Consider the following 20,094-nt stretch of genomic DNA (forward strand, 5'->3'; position numbering starts at 1 on the left):
CTAGGAAATAGGATTCTCTAGTAGATATTTCCCCTTCCCAATACCGAAATATGCCATTCCATAATCTAGGATTTCTTCTCTGTTAAATTGATCACGTCCGTCAACAATTCCTTTTACACCTTCCTCTGCGAGACGGTCAATTTCAAGCGATTTGAACACCTCATGACTGGTGACCAGTATAACGAGGTCCGCATTTATATAAGGCGCATCAACGGTTGACTGTTCAGGGACCCACGGGTCGTAAGTCTCTACGCTGAACCCTGCATCGACTAGGCCGTCCCGTATAGGGAAATACGGCGAACCCCTAACGTCTTCGATATCGGATTTGAACGATACGCCGAGGATCAATGCTGAGCGGTCGCTTCCGAGTTGGAGATCAGCTGCAAGGTTTTTGGTCTGTTCAACCAGATACCGCGGCATCTGTTCGTTAACGCTTCTTGCCTTCCTGAGGAACTCTTGATCGATATCCCGGTACTTATTTCCGTTCAACAAAAGATAGGGATCGACCGGGATGCAATGGCCGCCGACACCTGCCCCCGGGTAGAATGGCATGAACCCATAGGGCTTGGTAGCAGCGAGATCAATAACCTCGTGGATATCAATTCCGAAATTATCGAACGTTCGTGCTATTTCGTTGACGAATGCGATATTCACATCCCGGAACGTGTTCTCTAGAATCTTCGAGGCCTCGGCTATCTCGATGGCCGAAGCAGGATAGACATCGCTCTCAAGAATCGTGTCATAGAATTCGATCGCCTGCTTGCGCCCCTTGTCGCTCCACGCGCCGACGACGCGCGGAATCGCCTCAAGTGGCCAGCTTTCGTTGTTTGGGTCTATCCGCTCTGGTGAGTGAGCAAGGTAAATATCCTCACCACATTCGAAGCCCTCTTCTTCGAGTATCGGTTTGAGAACAGACTCAGTCGTGCCGGGCGGAATCGTCGATTCAACAATAACAAGTTCGCCACCCTGTGCCCCTGCAGCGACGTCACGCATGACAGATTTCAACGCGGTAAAATCGGGCCGTTTTCGGTCATCAACTGGCGTCGGCACCGTAATGACGATAATATTGGCAGCTTCTACGGCCGTACGGTTTCTTGTCGTCGCTTCAGAACTCACCATAGCCGGTGATGGCAGCGGATCGCCCGTGAGTGGGTTTATTCCCGCTTGGACGTCGTTCACATTGTCCTCTTCGATATCTGCTCCGATAACAGAGTATTCGGCTGCTAGACATCGCTCAAGGACGGGTGCGCCAACGTATCCAAGTCCAATAACAGCGACCGTCGATCCATCCATTTTCGGGGTGTTTCTCACACTCACCAATAAAAGATGCTTCTTAGAACTGTTGGCGGTGTTTCCAAAGGAGTCATTTAGGTCGTCATCTATTAATTTGATATGGGTTCTGCGATACGACAATTTTCATCGCCCGATCTTCCGGTGGTAAAATCCGATGGATGACACGTCTAAGGGGTCTCTTTCCGTTGTCCTTCCGGTGTACTCCGGTGACGAATCTACTCATTTGGATTCGGCAATAAAGAGCGTAATTGAACAAACACGAAACCCGGATGAGGTGGTACTCGTTCAAGACGGCCCGGTCAACGAGTCCATAGAGCAGGTCATCACAAACTGGTGTGAATGTCAGCCAGAAATTATTAATCACCATGAAATTCCAAAGAACCAAGGTCTCGGCAATGCCCTCCGAGTTGGTGTCGAACACTGTTCCTCGGAGTTCGTTGCACGTATGGACGCCGACGACATTAGCTACTCAAACCGCTTCGAGACACAGCTATTGTACCTCCGGCGTCATCCTGAGGTCGACATCGTCGGTGGATACATCCAGGAGTTCTCGGAAAAGCCCGAAAAAGTGGCGGCAGTCCGTACAGTCCCACTAGACCACGACGACATCCGCGCATACGCCCGTCATCGGAATCCGATGAACCACGTAACAGTGATGTTCCGGCGCGAGGCGGTCCTCAACGCCGGTAACTACCATAACGCAGAGGATCCTATGGAAGATTATTGGCTGTGGGCTCGCATGCTACGGGACGGTGCGACTTTCGCCAATGTTGCAGACCCACTAGTGAAGGTACGGGCCGGCGACGAGTTATACAAGCGACGCGGCGGTTGGAAGTACGCCCGAAAAGAGCTTTGTCTCCAACGTGATCTATACCGGTGGGGAATTTCGTCACTGCCACGCTGTCTGTTCAACGCGGCGTCCAGGGCAGCGCTTCGCTTGGTTCCTAACTCCGTTCGCGGCGATATATATCAGCGTTTCGCCCGTGCTGACCCCGATAGAGTGTGACTATTTGGCGCTCGTCTAATCTGATTTTACTCACTCCTCAAACTCTAATCCATATAGTGTAAATAATACTATATATGTGACCACACTTCACTATGTGGTCATTTTACCCACAACTATTATTGCGCTAAAGCTTAGTCTTAGAGTTGCTACCAGAAGCAAGGTGCTTAACATGATATTGAAACACACAAGTTATACCGAACTGATATTGGAACAAATTCCGGGAGTTAACGACTACCTTGACACCATGCAGGATTCTAACACGGAAGTTCAATTATGAGTACTGACACTAACACTAATTCACTGTTCTCAAAAGTTTTCAAGCGGAGCCCCGACGCCGACTATCTCGAAGGAGCGGCTCCCTGGCGTATAGGCCTCTCAATGGCCGCGACATGGAGCTGGGGTGCGGCGATCGCTGTTGCGATTTCAGTCCTCCATACGATGGGGATCGCACCCTTCGTCGTGTGGGTGACATTCAACTGCCTCAGTATCGGCCTCTTTGGCCTGTACTATCGATATATCCCGAATGTTTCGAGGTGGAAGACTCTCCTTCCGATGCTCCTCATGTGGGGATTTATCGGGTACTTTGCAATCGTCATGAATCTAAATACCATTCTTGCGGTTTTGGGTGGGAACATGGATATCCCGGCAACGGGATTCATGACGGAAACCTATGCGCTATACACCACCATTGCCATCGGACTGGCAATTACGTGGATTATCGGCGTGTACGGTCTTCGCGGTTCGGTGCTTACTGATGTCGGCCAACTGAGCCTTCAGTTCGTGGGTGCCATCGGTATTCTTGTAGTAGGCCTCGCGAACGGTTACAGCCCGTCCTTTGAGATGGGCCTCGATCAACAGAGCTTCATGATTACTGCCTCGATGGGGTTCATTTTCGGGGCGACTGCATCCGGGATGCAGTGGCAGCGCATGGAGACGCTACCCGATCGAGACGACCAGTTCAAAGCATCGTTATGGGGGAGTGCTATCTTCACTGCCTTCATGCTCGTCGTCGCCCCTGCTGCTTTCGTATTCACTGGTGACGTGTGGCAAAGCGCGTTCCTCGTAATTGGGGCTCTTGCAGTTGCTACGAGTACAGCCGATTCCGGAAGCGCATTGCTCCAGTACATCAGCCAACGTTTCTACCTGCCTGCAAGTGGTGGGACAATTCTCACTCTCGCTGCAGTGCTGTCGTTCCACTTGCTTGCAGATATGGGATTAACTGGTATCTGGTCGTTCTATGCGAGTGTACGATGGCAAGTCATCCTCGCACTGATTGTTGGAACGCTTATTTATAACGTGGTAGGTGTCCCAGACTCAGTGAAAGCGTTCGCACGGAAGGTGCGATTCGTTCTCGACGATCAGGTGCTTAGCGACGAGAAAGTTCAGAAGTATTACGCTGACGATTAGAGAGGATTACACCGACGAGTACGGCGGATTCGTTGGCGACTGAGAATCCAGATTTCTCTTTTGCTATTACCTCTCCGCTTTCTACTCGAGAATCACGACACCACTGACACTGTATTTCTCGTCGATCAAGCGACGCCACTTCCCGACACACGTTCTCGGCACAGTCTCCATTTCACATCCGAACCTTCTGTTTTCAAACCATTCTCCAACGGATAATAGCCAACTCATAATGAGCGCCTCAGATCGTTTTCCTGCCGGTCAGATCTCCTTATCTGGTGCCACCCGTCTATAACTCGATACTTTTAATATGGACTCTCGATGTTAAAAGACCAACTCATGGGCCGATTCTTCCTGACCAATAACGAGGACGTATTTGAGACTGCAAAAGAAGTCAATTTGAACGCTGGCTTCGAGGAAAATGGCGTCATCTCCGAGCCGACAGTAAAGGGAGCAATATATGATAAAAGGGTCAAGTCTGTCGATAATTTTAGAGAACTTGAAGATGGCAGGGAGGTCGCTGCAGTGGGCGCACCATTAGCTACTGGCGAATTTGGTGTGGGCCCCGTAGCCGACCTATATCAGACAGCCGGAGATCTCTCAGATCATGATGAAGAGCTGTTTGGCCACTATGCATTGATTGAGAACGATGGAGGGTCTGTCCGTGTCCGCGTGGATCCGCTCGGAACCTACTCCGTATATTACCACGCAACAGACAGTGAGTTCTTTGTTAGCAACTCACTGGATCTGATTGCGCGTTGCACGGACAATATCAGCGTGGACAGGAATGGCCTCCTCGAGAATATGCTGTTTCTGACGAATTTAAGCAATATGACGCCGTTTGAAGATGTGTACAAGCTGGACGGCGCAACGGTATTATCTCTTGAGGATACCCTCTCGACCGAAAACGTTGGCGTTCGATCACAGACAATCTCGTACGATTCATTCGATGATGCCGTCGAAAAGTACGCCGCGCGGATTAATGAGGTAATGTCAGATGTGGCAAAGTCGAATTGCAATATTGGTCTAACACTAACTGGAGGGTCGGATTCCAGAACCCTATTGGCTGGCTTATTTGCTAACGATGTTCGACCTACTGTGATGTGTGGTCGGGGCCATACCCCCTTCGACGCGAGTGATAGAGATCTGGAAATAAATATGATGATTGCCGATAAGTACTCTCTCGACCAGTATTCAATTAATTGGAACCATGACCCACTATCAGTTGACGATGAGTCACGAGAGGAGAATTTCCAGCGGTATGGGTTCCACTACACATATCGAGGAGGATCAGCAAATGTTTTTGAGGAGTTGGAAGGCGGCATTTCACCATATCCAGATGTTATGATGTTAGGATATGGGACTCAGTTCACGAATAGTAATCCCTGGAATAAATTTGACGAACAATCAGAATACAACATTCAGGCGCTCATAGATGACTTAGCGAACTTTGACTTGAGTGTAGTTGATAACGAAGAGGGTTTTCGTGAGTATTTAGCCGACGCAATTTTGTCCCGAAACGACATCAATGTCGGAGAAACTATGACAGGCAGTGAATTATTAAATACACACTACAAACTCCGGAACTATTCACCCGGAAGGTTTGTTACATTCTTGAATGAGTTCACATACCTATTTAGTCCACTTCTGACCCTTCACCTCCAAGAACCACTATATAATTTCCCAAGCGAATTCCGCTCTGAGCAACGGTTTCAGTTGGAGGTTATCTCATATCTTCAGGATGAGCTTCTTGACATCCCTCTTCATTCTGGGAACCGGGTTGCAAATGATCCAGCAAAGTCGAAACAATTGATCGACAAGTTCAATTTAGGCGAATGGATCAAACAGGTTCCAACACCTCTCGAGTATCTCATCCGGTACGGATACTACCATGCTACTGGTAAGATCCAGTACAAGGATGACATAATGGGACACTATTCAGACGAAGAGCGAGACCGTATAAACGATTTCTACGAATCAAAAATAGAAGATCTAGATGTTTCTTTGAATCTAAATCTGCCAGAGTCTAAGCCAAATGTGATTATGAATAACCTCTATCTCACACTATACGGGATTGAGAGGTTGACTGACGAACGTAATGGCGACAAAGTAGAATAATTATACAACAAATAATACTGTACTGTGTACTTCAGAACTTCCCCGGCTAGCACTTTTCGATTGGGAGACTGATGGCGTCTTTGGTAATTTACTTTATATAATAGAATATAGGGTCAAACTCACTCACCGTCGATCTTGATAACAGTTTCCTCACCAGCACCCTACGACGGTGACGCGTCAGCGGGTCGCGTAGGGTGACAGATATGATAAAACAACTTACATTTGATCATGAGTACGTTTAACGCTAATTCAACGAGAATCGTTATTGTCTCCCAAAGCGAATAACCGGTCTGATGGAGGCGGACGGCGAACGCCCTGACGGACGTCGCCGTCCGTTCGTTTTTCCAAAATTCTTCTAAACTCGCCTCATGAATTCCATTGAGCAGTTCTACGAGTCGCTCTCCAACACAATTTACGATCTTCTCACTTCTCAAACTGGCTCAACTAGACAGTGGGCCCTATCCTAGGTATCCGAGCAGACAATTTGTGAAACGCATTATATCTTCATGTGTTAGGAGCGACTCGAGTCGACGCCAGACGGTTCCAATGCCTCCGATTCAGTGTCTCCAACAACGGTCTCCAATCCATCCGCAAGCGAAATCGAGGGCTCGAACCCGAGTTCTGATTTGAGCCGGGACACATCTGCCTGGCTTTGGTCGATATCCCCGGGACGATCCTCAACGTGTACGATCTCCAGATCCGAAGCAGCGACATTGCGCACAGTCTCCGCCAACTCGAGAATCGATACGCTATTGCCAGTTCCAACATTAAATACACCAGTCACATCAGCACTTGCTGCCAGTAAGTTTGCCTCCATTACATCTCGAACGTGCACGAAGTCTCGAGTCTGCGACCCATCCCCTTCGACGGTAATGGGCTTACCGTTCAACGCCTGTTCAGCGAAGACGCTAATGACGGCGCTATAATCACCGGACATCTGCCCCGGTCCGTAGACGTTGAAATATCGAAGGGAGATGGTCGATACATCATACAAGTCAGCGTATAGCCGTACATATCGCTCAGCAGCGAGCTTAGAGAGTCCGTACGGGGACGTGGGTTCAGTTGGAGCCTCCTCAGAGATCGGAACGGATTTCGGATGGCCGTACACGGCTGCGCTCGAAGCGAACACAAATCGTGCAGATTCCTCACGTGCGCGCTCTAGCAGTTTCACGGTCGCAGTGACGTTGACATCGTGGGTTAGCTTCGGACGGCGCACCGACCCCTCAACGCTGATCAACGCCGCCTGATGAAAAATCACGTCGACGCCGTTAGTCGCCCGCTCAAGGGCAGTCTCATCCCGAATATCACCCTCGATTAGCGTCGCTTTGTCCGGTACGTTTGACCGAGAGCCACTCGAGAGGTTGTCGAGAATTCGAACGTCGTTTTCTGGAACAAGTGCCTCTACGATAGTACTCCCAATGAATCCTGCACCCCCCGTAACGAGGATTCGGTTACCGGAGATCGGTCGAAAATCGTCCTGGGAATTCATTCGTCAGAAGCGAACTCTTTGAGATCGGATAAGACTTTCCAGACCTGTCGGATAACGATTTTTATATCAAACCAGAAGGATTGTCGACGAACGTACTCGAGATCATACCGAAGCTTCGTCGCGGGTTCGTGTCCGGTAACGTCGTTAATCTGGGCCAATCCAGTCAGTCCGGGCTTCACGAACCAGCGTTTTTCCCAGTCGACTCCGTCGCGTTGGATTTCGGAGTCGAGCTCCGGCCGTTCTGGTCGGGGACCGACGACGCTCATGTCTCCGATGAGGATCGACCACAGCTGAGGAATCTCGTCGAGATGGGTTTGCCGGAGCATGCGGCCGACGCGCGTCACGCGTGGATCAACCTCGCCTGCATCCTCGTCACTAATCGTCGCACCCGTCTCAGATTCGGCGTTCTCGACCATACTTCGGAACTTGTACACGGCAAAGGATTCGCCGAACACCGCCGTCCGATCTTGACTGTACAGCACCGACCCGGAGCTGTCGAGTTTGATCGCAACCGCAATGATGGCCATCAGCGGCGCGAGCGTCAAGAGGGCTGTCGCCGCAAACACCACGTCGAACGTCCGCTTAAACAGGTGATCTAGCGGATCCCAAGGCTCGAGGTCCACATCAACTAACTCACCCACGTCACCCTCCGAAACCAGTACACTATCAGCGTACTCCCGGTGGACCTTCGCCTGAACACCATGCTCGTGACACGCATCGAGCGCGCCGAAGAACTCCGCACGGTCGGCTTGCCCGAACGCCAACACGACGGTGTCGATGTCGTACTCGACGAGCACGTCCTCGAGTCGGGAGAGGCCGCCGAGCCGTGTGAGTCCGGTGATCGCCTTCTTCTGATCCGAATCCACCTCGAGCTCGTCGTCGTGCCGGAGCTCGACGCCGCCGTCGGCGACCGCGTCCGATTCAGTCCCCATCCGGTTACGCAACTCGTTTCGAGCCTGGGTGATCGTCGGACAGAGATAGCCGATTACGGGTGCGTCGACGGCTGGCGCGACGCGGTCGATCTGTGCGGGGTCGTCGCCGACGATCAGCGTACGGCCGTCGGAACCGGCCGGTTGCGCCCGAATCAGGAGGAACCAGGCAGGGAGGATGACCGTGAGCAACCCGATCGACATCACGAGCGTCGCCCGCGGGAGTCGGTGGGACCACTGGAAGTAGCCGAGCGTGGCCAGTCCGAGCCCGCCGACGAGGACCCGTTTTTGAACCAAAAAGACGGTGTCCAGAATGCGCCGAGGCCGTGGCTTGTACAGGGGCCAGACTGCCCCCGCGACTGTGAGGACGCTCAGCGTCACCGCCCATCGAAGCGACGACCTGCCGAGGACGATCGGCTGCAGTCGATCAAAGAGCGGAACGACCGTGGTAAAGAGGGATTGCGAGAACGGATGATTGGCGACGAGGACCGCAGCGACGACGAGACAGGCCGTCCCAGTCGCGCTTGCGATCCGATATCGCCATCCAGTAAGCATTGACTAATCCGAGTGGTCTACACAGTAAAATACTCTTTGGAAGCACCAGTATGGTGATAGGCCTCCATATATCGATTACGGCCGATCCGTGCCAAGATGGAGTCGCGGAGTCCGGTCTCGATCTGTCGAGAGTCAGTTACAAGCGGAGGTGTGAGGAACCAAAGTCAGCGGCGACTCGAGTCCAAGAACTACGCGAGGGTGAGAGGCGGAGACGCATCCGAGGCGGCGAGGTCATCGTCGCGCGTACTCGAGGTCGGCATCGAGATCGTCACTCGTGTAGTGTCGCTCTATTTGCTTCGAGATCGTCACTCGTGTAGTGTCGCTCTATTTGCTGGTCGCCCAGCAACTGGTGGAACTCTCGGCGAGAGAGGTCCGCGATTTCTCGCGCCTTTCCGAACGAGAGGATTCCTTCGCGGTACAGCGAAACAGCCAGCTCATGGCGTTAAACGTCGTCCCGCTCGTCGTCCGGGACGTTGAGGGCGTCGTAGACGTCCGATGGAACTTCGATCGTTCCCATAGGAGAACATCCGTGCGACTAATACAAAGTGCTTCGGTGGCTCAAAGATGCCAGCTCCGAGGCCGGAATCCACAACGGAAGATCGAGTGGTCCATAGTCGTGCCTTCACGACGGACATCGACGAACAGATCGAACTCGGTTTTTGAACTCGAGCATGATGAAGCCCTGAACGCAAGCGAGACACCTGCTGCGATATCGCAAATGCTGACGGTCGGCTGAGAGTAACCAGTTCCTGTTCGAACGACAGTCGCTGACTTACTATCCCCGTTAGCAGAAAGTCCATTCTCGGTGCCACCTCGAGTATCACGTTCTCGATCGACCGCTCGGTGGGCTCCGACCATCCTCGTAGCCACCCTCATTTGCTACTGGTCGGTCGTCGCGTCGCCGCCGTCGATCGCGGTCTCGCTCGAGGGAGCGAACACTTTCCACAACAGTATGCAAGTAGCGGTCATCCCACCGATCGAATTCGAGTGGTTCGACCGCCGGCACGGGATCGCCTATGCAGTGCTCGCGTGTAGTCTCGAGTACGCCCTCGCGGATCGCGAGCTAACTGTGATCCACGTGGCCCTACTCGTGTTCGCCGCCACGGTCGGATACGGCGTCCTGATGGAAATCGGCCAGCTGTTCCGACCGGATCGGGTCGCCTCGATGGCCGACGCTGCGAGCAACGCGGTCGGGGCCGGCGCGGGACTCGCTCTCCCTGGTCTCGAGAAGCGAATTTACGACGACCCGTTCTTCTCGAGTGAGTGATAGCGACGAACCGCCCCGTGCATCGATACCATCAAGATGCCCCCGTCCAAGCACGATGACGAATGCGTCTCGCGAGGAGAGTTGCGATCGCCGCCGTGCTACTCACTGCCCTCGGTGGACTCTGTGTCCACTACGGCGCGACGTACGACGACAACTGGCCGCATCCGACTGGCGATCAGATCCAGCAGGAGGGCCTCGAGTCGTTCACCGGCGATCGCGTACTCCTCTTCGGCGAGGTTCGAGCGGTCAATGGCGACGCCGAGACGATCACGATCCACGTCGTAGACGACAACGACGAGGTTGCCGCCGAGCTCGAGGTCCGAGGCGTCGACGACCAGGTAGCGCCCGGCGGCGTCGTACAGGTGTACGGCGTCCTCGAGTCCGGAGCAGTGATGGATGCGGATCGAACGGTCGTCGTCAATCGTGATCCGTCGGCGACGACGTACAAACTCGTCACGTCCGTCGTCGGCCTCCTACTTGCGGTGGGCTACTTCCTCCAGCAGTGGCGATTCGACGTCCGAGGGCTCGCTTTCGAGCCGAGAATCTCCGACTCCGAACTCGAATCTGAACCCGAGACCGAACCGGCGGAGGTGCGCCAGCGTGGCTGACCTCCTCTCGCACGTGCTGCTCGTCTACGCGTGCTGTACGATCGCGAGTTGGTACCGGCCGATACCGGATCGCTGGATCGCCGTCGCGATGATCGGTTCGATCCTGCCGGATCTCAATCGGATCACGCTGCTCGTTGCGAACGGAACCCTCGAGGCAACCCTCGGAATACCGTTCAATGTGGATGCGATTTCCACGCTCGGCGGCAGTATCGTCCTCGCGGCTATCGGTGCGATGGTCGTTCGCGACAGGCATCGACGGACGTTCGCAGCCCTGTTCGCGGGCGCGCTCTCACACCTGCTCGTCGACGGGGTCAAAGCCTACGCCGACGGGGCGGCGGGCGCGTGGCTGTATCCTGTCACGTGGGTTCGCCATCCGACGCCGAGTCTCTACGTCTCGTCCGATCCGGCAGTTCTCGCAGTCGCCGTCTCGGTCACCCTCCTCGTCCTCGCGGTCGACCGGTACGCGATTCGAACGCAGTGAGGCCTCACCCGAAACCGAAACCCCGAGAGAGCGCCGACATGACAATACCTATGGTCCCGGAACTGACTTTCTCTCCCATGAACATCGGGAGGAGTCCATGCCGCTGATCGACGACGAGGGGAACCTCTTCGGCGTCGTCAACGTCATCGACGCGCTCGCAGTTTGTCTTGTCGTCGCCGTACTGATCGCCGGCGTCGCGGTTGTCGGTGTCCTCGGCGGCGAATCGGCCGAGCCAGAGATGGATTCTGGCGATTCCAACAACACGGTATCGGACGGTAACCAGAGCGAGCCCGCGACGCGCTACGCGACGGTCGATCTCGGTCTCCAGCCCGATTACGTCATCGAGGCAATCGAGGAGGGTGACGAGGCCGCCGTCGCCGTCGAGGGACACAATTTGACGATCACCGATGTGTACACGTCGCCGACGAACAGCGGGAACAACGGCCACGTCGTCGTTCGGACCCGAATCGATGGGGAGTATCCGCCGGCCGGTGACTCGACGACGGCGTTCCGGTTCGACAACACGTCTGTCCGGATCGGCAGCGAGATGACGATCGACACGGCCGACTACCAGCGGACGGGCACCGTCCAGCGATTCGAGACCGAGGGCGAATCCCTCGAGACGGAACGGACGCCAGTCTCTCTCGAGTCGAACGTCTCGGAAACAACCGCCGATGCGATCGAGTCAGGCGACGAGTATCGGTTCGCCGGCCGAACAGTCGCGACCGTGACCGAGGTCACGACGAGCGACCTGGAGAACTCCTCGAAGGTCGCCGTCGAACTCGAGGCCGACCTCGTGACGTTCAACCGAGCCGGGACGCGAACGTTCGGCCGTAACTCGCTCGAGACCGGCTCTCAGCTCGTCTTCCGAACGGATACCTATGATTTCCACGGCGAGATCGTTCGTCGCGGAGAATCGGAACCGATCGACGAGACCGAGTGATCATGCTGGACGCTGCACTCGAGCGATCGACAGTCGCCAGAATCCTCGAGTCGCTTCCCGACCGAGTCCAGCGTGTCGAGGGTGCACTCGAAGAGAGTCGGCTCCGTGACCTCAGCGACGGAGTTGTCAGCGCCGTTCGGGCGTCGTATTGCTACCGGTGGCTGACCGCCGAACCCGACCCGGACGTCATCGTGATCGATCTCAGGGAAACCTACACCGTTGGACCCATCATTCCAGTCCTCGAGTCAGTGCTGGACGGACTCGGAGACGGATACGACGGATCACGGATCGCGACTGTCGCCTCCGAGACTGCAGAGGTGCTTCGAGCCCGACCGATCCAAACCGTGGGGGCCGTCGGACTCGCTCTCGTTCCCGGTTCCCTGCTCGCCCTCACGGTAACCGGAGCGCTTTCGACGATGCTGTTCGTCGGCCATCTGGTCGTCGCGGTGCTCTGTGCGGCCGGCCTTCGGTCGACGCACTCGCTCGCGGACGTCCTCGAGAGTCGCCCGGTATCGGTGCTCGCAGCCGCGTTCGAGCCGCCGGAGCCACCGGACTCGCGACGCGAACCGGCTCGAGAGAGCGGAAACCCGGACCCCGCCGCGCCGTCGACGGAACGCACCGAGAGTGCGGAGCCGTCCGAAACGGAAGGAGAACGGACCGAAAATAGCGACAAGCGCGAGTAGCGAATCCCGTTTTTCAGAGGTCCATCCCGCCGTTGACGTCGATCACTTCGCCCGTCACGTACGACGAGTCTTTGCTCGCGAGGAAACGGACGACTGCGGCGATGTCCTCGACCTCGGCCAGCCGCTCGAGCGGGATGCCCGCGATGATTCGGTCGAGCACCTCCTCGGGGACGCTCGCGAGCATATCGGTGGCGGTGAACCCGGGCGCGACGCAGTTGGCCGTCGAGCCGCCCTTGGCGAGCTCGAGGGCGATCGTTCGCGTGAACCCGAACATACCACTTTTGGCGGTCGCGTAGTTGGCCTGCCCGAAGTTCCCCTGTTTCCCGACGACGCTCGAGATGTTGATCAGGCGGCCCTCGTCGGCGTTCCAGATGTCGTCGTAGAACAACTGGGTGCAGTTGAACATGCCACCGAGGTTGACGTCCATCACGCGGTCCCACTCCTCGCGGGACATCTCGGTGAACTGCTTGTCGGCGGTGATACCGGCGTTGTTCACCAGGACGTCACAGGAGCCAAAGGCCTCGTGACAGACCTCCCGCATGTGCTCGACCTCCGCGCGGTCTGCGACGTCGGCTCTGGCCGCGACGGCGGAGCCGCCCGACGATTCGATGGCCTCGACGGCCTCGTGTGCCGCCCCCTCCGACGAGCGGTAGTTGATAACCACGTTCGCCCCCTCTTCACCGAGGTATTCGGCGATCCCGCGACCGATCCCTTTTGCCGAGCCCGTGATTACACAGGTGCGGTCATCCATGGACATAAGTGACACATTCAACGGCCGATGGTAAATAACGACCTGTTAGTTATCAATCACTGTTGGTAGATAATAACCCCACGGAGCGATGAGGCGGTGCCGGCCACTCGAGCGGATCTCGAGGTGATTGCCGGAGCGAAACTCCGCCGAACTAGCGCTCGCGGGCCTGTTCGATCCAGTCCTCGAGCCGGCTCGGTGCGATACCGGTCTCGGCCGCGAGGTCGGCCACGTCGGCCTCGGCGAGCTGATCGAAGGTGTCGATCCCGGCTGCGGTGAGGTCCTCGGCGTAGGCCTGGCCGACGCCGGTGAGCTCGGTGAGATCGTCTTCCGCCGACTCGATTTCGGACGCGGCGTCCTCGCCCGCGACTTCCTCGACGACGTCTTCGTCGACGCTCATCTCGCCCGGCTCTGCGGGCTCTTCCTGCACGTCATCGTCCCCTCGTTCGACGATCTCTTCGTCCGAGCGGTCCTCGCCGTGAAGGTCGCTCGTCTCGGCGTCGAGGTCAGTGTCGGCGTCCGTCCCGTCGCCGGTCTCGACGTCGGTACCGTTCGAACGATCCTCGAACCACTCACAGACCTCCGGCCAGAGTTCCTCGTGGCTCCGCGAGGAGACGGACATCCCGATGTGGCCCGTCGCGAACTCGAGGATCTCGGTGTCCTCGGAACTGATGACGTCGTTGAACGGTTTGGAGGCCTCCGGCGGAATGAGGTGGTCGTACTCGGCGACGATCTGGAGGACGGGCATGTCGATGTCCGTGAGATCGACGTGCTCGCCGTTCAGGTGGAACTCGTTCTCGTAGAGCGCGTTCTCCTGGTAGATGTCGTTGATGAACTCCTCGTAGGCGACGCCGGCCATATCGATTCCCTCGTCGAGCCAGCGCTCCATGCGGGCGAAGTTCTCGACGAAGTCCTCGTCCTCCATGTTGTCGTAGAACCGGACGTACTTCGTCACGTTGTTCGCGACGGGATCCATCAGCGCGAAGCCGACGTCCAGGAATCCCGCAGGGACGTTGTCGTACGCGTCGGTGACCGCTTCCGGGTCGTAGTACTCGTCGCCGCCCCAGAGTTCGAGGACGCCGCCGGAGCCGTCGAAGCAGAGGCCAGCGGCCATCAGTGCCAGGTTTTCGACCTTCTCGGGATGCAGCGCCGCGTACATGGCCGACTTCGTGCCGCCCATACAGTAGCCGAGGATGTTGATCGAGTCTCGCCCGGAGCGCTCCCGGACGACGTCGACGCAGTTGTCGATGTACCGGTTGACGTAGTCGTCGATGGACAGCGACCGGTCCAGCTTGGACGGCTCGCCCCAGTCGATGAGGTAGACGTCGAAGCCGGCCTCGAGCAGCGTCTGGACGACCGAGCGGTCGGGCTGGAGGTCGAGGATGTAGGGCTTGTTGATCAGCGCGTAGACGATGAGGATGGGGATGTCGTGTTGCTCCTCCGTCATCGGCTCGTAGTGGAGGAGCTCGAGCTTGTTCTCCTCGTAGACGACCTCGCTGGGCGTCTGCCCGACGTCGATGTTCTCGACTGTTTCGGTGCGCTCGGGGGCGACACGGGTCTTCTCGGCGAGGTCTGCGGTCGCCTCCCAGGCCTGGCGTTGCATGTTCAGCGCGGTTGCGAAGGGGTTGTTCATTGCTCGGTCTCGAGGTGCTCGAGGACGCGGTCGAGTTTGGTCTCGACGGCGTGCTGGCGGCGTTCGAGTTCGACGAGGCGGTCACCGATCTCGAGGACGTCGTCCTTGGTCGCGAAGCCGAGGGCCCGCAGCGTCTCCTGGGACGCCTCGTCGGCCTGTTCCTGAAGCTCGAGGACGTCGCCGACGGTCTCGCCGGTCATCTTGGCGAACGCGGTCGTCGACATGACGTCTTTGAACGCCTCGTTGGCCGTGTTGAGCCAGATGTCGCGGAACTCCTCGACGTCGACGTCCTCGCCCTCGAGCTGGTCGTTCATCCGGTCGACCATCTGCTGGGAGGCGTTCATCCACGTCTCGTACGCGCGGGCGTACCCCTCGACCCCGTCGGAGAATTCGGTGTCCTCGCTGACCTCGCCGACGGTTTCCGACCAGCTCTCGACGAACTGGGCCTGTGCTTCCATGTTGTCCTCGAGGGCCTCGAGGAACTGTTCGTTCCACTGCTCGGCGAACGCGTTCCAGTCTTCTACTGGGGGTTGTGAATCTGACATAGGTAAAAATTAACGTGGATTGTGAAAAGCGGTTCCCCGAGTTACGCCGAGACGTCGAACTCGTCGGCGGCCTCTTCGACGTTGTCGGCGACGGCGCCGACGTTCTCCTCGACCTGCTCGTGGGCTTCGAGGGCGGCGTCGAACGACGTGTCGACGACCTCGGAGTAGCTGCGGGCGAACTCCTCGTAGGCGACTTCCGACTCCTCGAGCGCTTCGAGGTAGGCGTCGATCGACTGCGACTGGGCCTCGGTGGCCGAGTCGAAGCCTTCGTCGACGAGCTCGCGGAGCTCGCCGAAGTCGGCGGCCTCCTCGGGCAGCGACGCCTCGAGGGCGTCGAAGTAGGCGTGGATTGCGCCCTTGGTCAGCTCTGCGTTGGACTCCACGAGCGAGCTCGAGGTCTCGACGGCGTCGGCGAAGGCGCTGATCGAGGTCTGCTGTGCCTCGAGGGCGTCGTGGGTCAGGGTCTGGCTCTGTTCGATTGCGGTGCGCTGTGCGTCGAAGACTGCGGTGAATGGGTTCTGTGTCATGATTGATCTTCTCGGTCGCGTTTGACGGGGACGACGATCGTCTGGACGATATCGCCCTCCTCGATGTCGAGGGCCTCCCGTTCGGGTCCGGGAATGCTGATCCGACCGCCGCTCTGGACGCGGGCCTTGAACGTCGCCGTGCCCATGTTCATGGGCCCGAAGGCGGACGTGTTCTCGAGCGGGTTCGCCGACGTGGCCTGCAGCAACTGTTTCATCATCTCCTGCTGGGATTCGGCGACCTGTTCGCCCGCTTCCTGCATCTGTTCCGTGAACATCGCAGGCGGGAACCAGCTCGATCGGTCGGAGTCGTCCGTCATCAACAGTACATTGGCTCCCGGACATAATAAGCCTTTCCACTAGATACCATCTGATACCATGAGTTGGTATCGTCTGGATCATAACACCGGAGTCCGGGGTACGATGAACGGCGGCGTCGACTGAACCGCGGTCGTGACAGTTCAATTTGAACGCCGGAATCGGCCGGAAGGGACGCCCTAAGGAGAAATTACTACATGATCGAATCGGTAAAACGGGCTTGGTCAAGCCAAAGAAGTCATATGCACCCCACGCCTAGCCGCCAGTAGATGTCCCACCAGAACGCTGGCGAAGACAACCTCGCGGCCATGACGAACGCGTGGTCGGCGATGACGCGAGGCTTTCTTCGAACCGCGACCGCCGCGAACCGTGCGGCAGTGTCCGCGATGATCCCGTCCGTGGATACCGAGAACGGCACGGACAGCGGCCGAATCGCGCCGCCGATTCCGTCGGTCGAGTACTCCGATCTCGACTGGCAGTTCGATCGCACCGTCGACGATCCGGACCGCATCAGCGTCGGCGATACCGTCACCTTCGAGAAGGCGCTGACCGACGAGGACGTCCGGGCGTTCGCCGCAGTCAGCGGCGACACGAACCGTCTCCACCTCGACGAGGACTTCGCGTCCGACACCCGCTTCGGCGAACGCATCGTCCACGGAACGCTCGTCTCCGGACTCATCAGCTCCGCGCTGGCCCGGCTCCCCGGACTCACCATCTACCTCTCTCAGGACCTCGAGTTCAGCGGCCCGGTCGGAATCGGCGACCGCGTGTCCGCTCGCGTCGAAATCGTCGAAGACCTCGGGAACGACCAGTACCGCCTCGAGACGGTCGTCCGCGACGAGGACGACGATGCGACCGTCATCGACGGCGAAGCCGTCGTCCTGATCGACGACATGCCCGACGAGTAACTGTTTTCGTCAGCTCGCGGCCGGTCGGTGGCACGACGAGTTGCAACGTCGCTAAGTAGCTCCTCGCGGAATCGGCCCGTATGACTCTCTTTGGAACCGCAGGGATCCGAGGCCCGATCGAAGACGTCTCGCCGTCGCTGGCGCTCGCCGTCGGACAGGCCGCCGGTGAGGCCGGAGAAACGTTCGTCGTCGGCCGGGACGGCCGGGAGACCGGTCCGGCGCTCGCAGCGGCGATGGAAGCCGGGCTCGAGAGCGCCGGTGCCGACGTGCGTCGGCTGGGACGGGTACCGACGCCCGCACTCGCGTTCGCCTCGCGCGGACGGCGGGGCGTGATGCTCACCGCGAGCCACAACCCGCCCGAGGACAACGGCATCAAACTCTTCGCGGACGGCGTCGAGTACGACGGCGACGCCGAACGGACCATCGACGACCGGGTCGCGAGCGACGAGTCGCGGCTCGCCCGCTGGGACGAATGGGGCGACTCCGAGGGTCTCGCGGTGCTCGACCGGTACCGGTCAGCCGTCGAAGGCTACGTTCACGAGCAGTTCGGCGAGCGGGCTCGAGGGGGAGAATCCCCCTCGAGCGGCCCCCTCTCGGGCCTCCGGATCGCCGTCGACTGCGGGAACGGCGTCGGCGCGCTCGCGACCCCGCAGGTCCTCGAGCGACTCGGCGCGACGGTCGTCGCCGTCAACGCGTCCGTCGACGGCCACTTCCCCGGCCGCGAGAGCAAACCCACGCCGGAGACGCTCTCGGAGTTCACCGAGTTCCTGCTGGACGGTGCGTTCGACCTCGGGTTCGCTCACGACGGCGACGCCGACCGGCTCGTCGTCCTCGGCCCCGACGGCGACGTGATCCACGAGGATACGGTCCTCGCCGCCGTCGCGGCGCACTACACGACCGAGAGCGACGCCGACGATCCCGTCGTCGTCACCACGCCCAACGCCTCGGCGCGCATCGACGAACGGGTCCGCGCGGCCGGCGGCCGCGTCGAACGCGTCCGGCTGGGATCGCTTCACGAGGGAATCGCGCGCGAACGTGCACAGGGTACCGAGGGAACCGAGATCGTCTTCGCCGCGGAGCCGTGGAAACACATCCACACCGCGTTCGGCGGCTGGATCGACGGCGTCGCCAGTGCCGCGGTCGTCGCCGCGCTCGTCGTCGACGCCGGTGACACCGAAGCGCTCCGCGAACCCATTACCGAACGGCCCTACCGAAAGGTCAGCGTCGAGTGCCCGGACGACGCGAAAGCGGGCGTTATGGCCGCCCTCGAGACCGCCCTCCCCGATGCCTTCCCCGAGGCCAGCGTCGGGACCGAGTACGGCGTCCGACTGGAGTTCCCGGACGCCGCCTGGATTCTCGTCCGACCCAGCGGAACGGAGCCGTACGTCCGGCTCTACGCCGAGAGCGACGACGTCGAGACGCTCGTCGCGAGCGCACGCGAGGTCATCGAATCGGCAGTCGCCGAGGAGGCCTAGCTCCGACCGGGGATCGGAGGGTGGTTTTATACGACGAGACGAGCGGCGATTATATCCGCAACCGTTAGCGTTTTCGACGACTATATACCGGAGGTTTACGCTAGTCGGCCCTATGGTACGAGATCGACGACGATTTCTGCAGGGTACGGCTGCCGCTGGACTCGCCGGCATCGCCGGCTGCGTTGGCGGGTTCGGCGACGAGGGGAGCTCGGACGTACGGGTCGGAATGGTGTACGCGACCGGCGGCCTCGGCGACGACTCGTTCAACGACATGGCCAGACAGGGGGTCGTCAACGCGCGCGAAGACTTCGACCTCTCGTTCAATGAGACCGAACCGGGGAGCGCAAGCGAGTTCGATGGAGCACAGCGAGACTTCGCGGAATCCGGCGACTACGACCTGATCACCTGCGTCGGGTTCGCCCAAGCCGACGCCCTCTCGGGGAACGCGCCCGAGTATCCCGAGCAGAACTTCATGATCATCGACTCGGTCGTCGAGGAAGACAACGTCCGGAGCTACGTGTTCGGGGAACCCGAGGGCTCGTTCCAGGTCGGCCACCTCGCGGGCCTGTTGACGGACCAGGAGTTCGCGGCCGGAGCCGGCGAAACGAATCCCGACGAGAGCGTGGTCGGCTTCGTCGGCGGTGTCGAATCGCCGCTGATCGAATCGTTCCAGGCCGGGTTCGAGGCCGGCGTCGAGTACGCCAACGAGGACGCCGAGGTCGTCTCGTCGTACGTCGGCGGCTTCAACGACACTGCGGGCGGCCAGTCGGCCGCTCGAGCGATGTACCAGGACCAGAACGCCGACATCGTGTTCCACGCGGCCGGCCGAACCGGGATCGGCGTCTTTCAGGCGGCACAGGACGAAGGCCGGTTCGCGATCGGCGTCGACGACGACCAGTCGGTCTCGAACCCGGACTTCGCCGACGTCATCCTCGCGAGTATGGTCAAGCGCGTCGACACCGCGGTCTACTCCGCGATCGAGTCGGTCGTCAACGATAATTTCGCCGGCGGCGAGACCGAAACCCTCGGCCTCGAGGAAGAGGGCGTCGCCAACGTCTACGGCGACGAACTCGGCGACGAGATCCCCCAGGACGTGAAGGATCAGGTCGCGGAGTCCCGGCAGGCGATCATCGACGGCGAGATCGACGTCCCGAGCGAACTGTAATC

20 protein-coding genes and 1 pseudogene are annotated in these 20,094 nt (G+C 58.5%); 11 read left to right on the forward strand and 10 right to left on the reverse strand.

Annotation, left to right across the window (positions count from 1 at the left end; genetic code table 11):
• Window positions 1–1,293 carry a nucleotide sugar dehydrogenase gene (locus NDI89_RS09805; protein WP_277521367.1) on the reverse strand — a complete coding sequence of 431 codons (1,293 nt, stop codon included), beginning with the start codon at window positions 1,291–1,293 and terminating at the stop codon, window positions 1–3.
• 154 nt (window positions 1,294–1,447) lie between these two features.
• Between NDI89_RS09805 and NDI89_RS09810 the strand changes: the two genes are divergently transcribed.
• From NDI89_RS09810 to NDI89_RS09820, 3 genes are all read left to right on the forward strand, one after another.
• Entirely contained in the window at window positions 1,448–2,299 is an 852-nt protein-coding gene (locus tag NDI89_RS09810; protein WP_277521368.1) for a glycosyltransferase, read from the forward strand.
• Between the two features lie 273 nt (window positions 2,300–2,572).
• On the forward strand, window positions 2,573–3,706 hold the full coding sequence (locus NDI89_RS09815) for a hypothetical protein (protein WP_277521369.1): 1,134 nt from the start codon (window positions 2,573–2,575) through the stop codon (window positions 3,704–3,706).
• A gap of 318 nt (window positions 3,707–4,024) precedes the next feature.
• Window positions 4,025–5,821 (forward strand): asparagine synthetase B family protein, encoded by a 1,797-nt coding sequence (locus NDI89_RS09820; protein ID WP_277521370.1) that lies wholly within the window; start codon window positions 4,025–4,027, stop codon window positions 5,819–5,821.
• A gap of 254 nt (window positions 5,822–6,075) precedes the next feature.
• On the opposite strand, the pseudogene NDI89_RS09825 reads toward NDI89_RS09820, so the two are convergent.
• The 4 genes and pseudogenes from NDI89_RS09825 to NDI89_RS09840 all read right to left on the reverse strand — a co-directional run.
• Window positions 6,076–6,207: pseudogene (locus tag NDI89_RS09825) on the reverse strand (IS6 family transposase); the annotation flags it as partial.
• Between the two features lie 125 nt (window positions 6,208–6,332).
• A complete protein-coding gene (locus NDI89_RS09830) occupies window positions 6,333–7,310 on the reverse strand; it encodes an NAD-dependent epimerase/dehydratase family protein (protein ID WP_277521371.1) in 978 nt (325 codons plus the stop codon).
• Window positions 7,307–8,794, reverse strand: coding sequence for a sugar transferase (locus tag NDI89_RS09835; RefSeq protein WP_277521372.1), 1,488 nt, complete (start codon window positions 8,792–8,794; stop codon window positions 7,307–7,309). Before NDI89_RS09835 ends, NDI89_RS09830 begins: the two co-directional genes overlap by 4 nt.
• A gap of 268 nt (window positions 8,795–9,062) precedes the next feature.
• Window positions 9,063–9,227 carry a UPF0175 family protein gene (locus NDI89_RS09840; RefSeq protein WP_277521830.1) on the reverse strand — a complete coding sequence of 55 codons (165 nt, stop codon included), beginning with the start codon at window positions 9,225–9,227 and terminating at the stop codon, window positions 9,063–9,065.
• A 519-nt stretch (window positions 9,228–9,746) separates the two neighbouring features.
• Here NDI89_RS09840 and NDI89_RS09845 point away from each other — a divergent pair.
• From NDI89_RS09845 to NDI89_RS09865, 5 genes are all read left to right on the forward strand, one after another.
• On the forward strand, window positions 9,747–10,061 hold the full coding sequence (locus tag NDI89_RS09845) for a VanZ family protein (protein ID WP_277521373.1): 315 nt from the start codon (window positions 9,747–9,749) through the stop codon (window positions 10,059–10,061).
• A 62-nt stretch (window positions 10,062–10,123) separates the two neighbouring features.
• Window positions 10,124–10,669 carry an OB-like fold-containing membrane protein gene (locus NDI89_RS09850; RefSeq protein ID WP_277521374.1) on the forward strand — a complete coding sequence of 182 codons (546 nt, stop codon included), beginning with the start codon at window positions 10,124–10,126 and terminating at the stop codon, window positions 10,667–10,669.
• Entirely contained in the window at window positions 10,662–11,150 is a 489-nt protein-coding gene (locus NDI89_RS09855; RefSeq protein ID WP_277521375.1) for a metal-dependent hydrolase, read from the forward strand. The genes NDI89_RS09850 and NDI89_RS09855 overlap by 8 nt, the downstream gene beginning before the upstream one ends.
• Before the next feature lie 97 nt (window positions 11,151–11,247).
• Complete coding sequence (locus NDI89_RS09860) at window positions 11,248–12,093, forward strand: DUF4330 domain-containing protein (protein ID WP_277521376.1); 846 nt, start codon at window positions 11,248–11,250, stop codon at window positions 12,091–12,093.
• A gap of 2 nt (window positions 12,094–12,095) precedes the next feature.
• Entirely contained in the window at window positions 12,096–12,776 is a 681-nt protein-coding gene (locus NDI89_RS09865; RefSeq protein WP_277521377.1) for a hypothetical protein, read from the forward strand.
• Between the two features lie 13 nt (window positions 12,777–12,789).
• Here the strand turns inward: NDI89_RS09865 and fabG are convergent, their stop codons facing one another.
• The 5 genes from fabG to NDI89_RS09890 form a co-directional block, all read right to left on the reverse strand.
• Window positions 12,790–13,533, reverse strand: coding sequence for a 3-oxoacyl-ACP reductase FabG (gene fabG, locus NDI89_RS09870; RefSeq protein ID WP_277521378.1), 744 nt, complete (start codon window positions 13,531–13,533; stop codon window positions 12,790–12,792).
• Window positions 13,534–13,678: 145 nt separating this feature from the next.
• The gene (gene phaC, locus NDI89_RS09875; RefSeq protein WP_277521379.1) at window positions 13,679–15,157 is read right to left on the reverse strand and encodes a class III poly(R)-hydroxyalkanoic acid synthase subunit PhaC; all 1,479 of its coding nucleotides are present in this window, start codon (window positions 15,155–15,157) and stop codon (window positions 13,679–13,681) included.
• Window positions 15,154–15,702: a poly(R)-hydroxyalkanoic acid synthase subunit PhaE gene (locus tag NDI89_RS09880; RefSeq protein ID WP_277521380.1), complete on the reverse strand. Its 549-nt coding sequence runs from the start codon at window positions 15,700–15,702 to the stop codon at window positions 15,154–15,156. Before NDI89_RS09880 ends, phaC begins: the two co-directional genes overlap by 4 nt.
• 41 nt (window positions 15,703–15,743) lie before the next feature.
• Window positions 15,744–16,229, reverse strand: a complete 486-nt coding sequence (locus NDI89_RS09885) for a hypothetical protein (protein WP_277521381.1) — start codon at window positions 16,227–16,229, stop codon at window positions 15,744–15,746.
• Window positions 16,226–16,546, reverse strand: a complete 321-nt coding sequence (locus tag NDI89_RS09890; RefSeq protein ID WP_277521382.1) for an AbrB/MazE/SpoVT family DNA-binding domain-containing protein — start codon at window positions 16,544–16,546, stop codon at window positions 16,226–16,228. Before NDI89_RS09890 ends, NDI89_RS09885 begins: the two co-directional genes overlap by 4 nt.
• A 267-nt stretch (window positions 16,547–16,813) precedes the next feature.
• Here NDI89_RS09890 and NDI89_RS09895 point away from each other — a divergent pair, with 267 nt between their 5' ends.
• From NDI89_RS09895 to NDI89_RS09905, 3 genes are all read left to right on the forward strand, one after another.
• The gene (locus tag NDI89_RS09895; protein ID WP_277521383.1) at window positions 16,814–17,452 is read left to right on the forward strand and encodes a MaoC family dehydratase; all 639 of its coding nucleotides are present in this window, start codon (window positions 16,814–16,816) and stop codon (window positions 17,450–17,452) included.
• An 80-nt stretch (window positions 17,453–17,532) separates the two neighbouring features.
• A complete protein-coding gene (locus tag NDI89_RS09900; RefSeq protein ID WP_277521384.1) occupies window positions 17,533–18,927 on the forward strand; it encodes a phosphohexomutase domain-containing protein in 1,395 nt (464 codons plus the stop codon).
• A gap of 112 nt (window positions 18,928–19,039) precedes the next feature.
• Window positions 19,040–20,092: a BMP family lipoprotein gene (locus NDI89_RS09905; RefSeq protein ID WP_277521385.1), complete on the forward strand. Its 1,053-nt coding sequence runs from the start codon at window positions 19,040–19,042 to the stop codon at window positions 20,090–20,092.
• Window positions 20,093–20,094: the final 2 nt, after the last annotated feature.

The sequence above is a fragment of the Natrinema salsiterrestre genome, assembly GCF_029502005.1.
GTDB lineage: Archaea > Halobacteriota > Halobacteria > Halobacteriales > Natrialbaceae > Natrinema > Natrinema salsiterrestre.

Bases quoted from the DNA above. Each gene is read 5' to 3' on its own strand.
- NDI89_RS09885 (WP_277521381.1), bottom strand. From the start codon at position 16,229: ATGACACAGAACCCATTCACCGCAGTCTTCGACGCACAGCGCACCGCA.
- phaC (WP_277521379.1), bottom strand. From the start codon at position 15,157: ATGAACAACCCCTTCGCAACCGCGCTGAACATGCAACGCCAGGCCTGG.
- NDI89_RS09830 (WP_277521371.1), bottom strand. From the start codon at position 7,310: ATGAATTCCCAGGACGATTTTCGACCGATCTCCGGTAACCGAATCCTC.
- NDI89_RS09905 (WP_277521385.1), top strand. From the start codon at position 19,040: ATGGTACGAGATCGACGACGATTTCTGCAGGGTACGGCTGCCGCTGGA.
- NDI89_RS09820 (WP_277521370.1), top strand. From the start codon at position 4,025: ATGTTAAAAGACCAACTCATGGGCCGATTCTTCCTGACCAATAACGAG.
- NDI89_RS09810 (WP_277521368.1), top strand. From the start codon at position 1,448: ATGGATGACACGTCTAAGGGGTCTCTTTCCGTTGTCCTTCCGGTGTAC.
- NDI89_RS09805 (WP_277521367.1), bottom strand. From the start codon at position 1,293: ATGGATGGATCGACGGTCGCTGTTATTGGACTTGGATACGTTGGCGCA.
- NDI89_RS09815 (WP_277521369.1), top strand. From the start codon at position 2,573: ATGAGTACTGACACTAACACTAATTCACTGTTCTCAAAAGTTTTCAAG.
- NDI89_RS09865 (WP_277521377.1), top strand. From the start codon at position 12,096: ATGCTGGACGCTGCACTCGAGCGATCGACAGTCGCCAGAATCCTCGAG.
- NDI89_RS09895 (WP_277521383.1), top strand. From the start codon at position 16,814: ATGTCCCACCAGAACGCTGGCGAAGACAACCTCGCGGCCATGACGAAC.
- NDI89_RS09835 (WP_277521372.1), bottom strand. From the start codon at position 8,794: ATGCTTACTGGATGGCGATATCGGATCGCAAGCGCGACTGGGACGGCC.
- NDI89_RS09880 (WP_277521380.1), bottom strand. From the start codon at position 15,702: ATGTCAGATTCACAACCCCCAGTAGAAGACTGGAACGCGTTCGCCGAG.
- NDI89_RS09860 (WP_277521376.1), top strand. From the start codon at position 11,248: ATGCCGCTGATCGACGACGAGGGGAACCTCTTCGGCGTCGTCAACGTC.
- NDI89_RS09900 (WP_277521384.1), top strand. From the start codon at position 17,533: ATGACTCTCTTTGGAACCGCAGGGATCCGAGGCCCGATCGAAGACGTC.
- NDI89_RS09845 (WP_277521373.1), top strand. From the start codon at position 9,747: ATGCAAGTAGCGGTCATCCCACCGATCGAATTCGAGTGGTTCGACCGC.
- NDI89_RS09890 (WP_277521382.1), bottom strand. From the start codon at position 16,546: ATGACGGACGACTCCGACCGATCGAGCTGGTTCCCGCCTGCGATGTTC.
- fabG (WP_277521378.1), bottom strand. From the start codon at position 13,533: ATGTCCATGGATGACCGCACCTGTGTAATCACGGGCTCGGCAAAAGGG.
- NDI89_RS09850 (WP_277521374.1), top strand. From the start codon at position 10,124: ATGCGTCTCGCGAGGAGAGTTGCGATCGCCGCCGTGCTACTCACTGCC.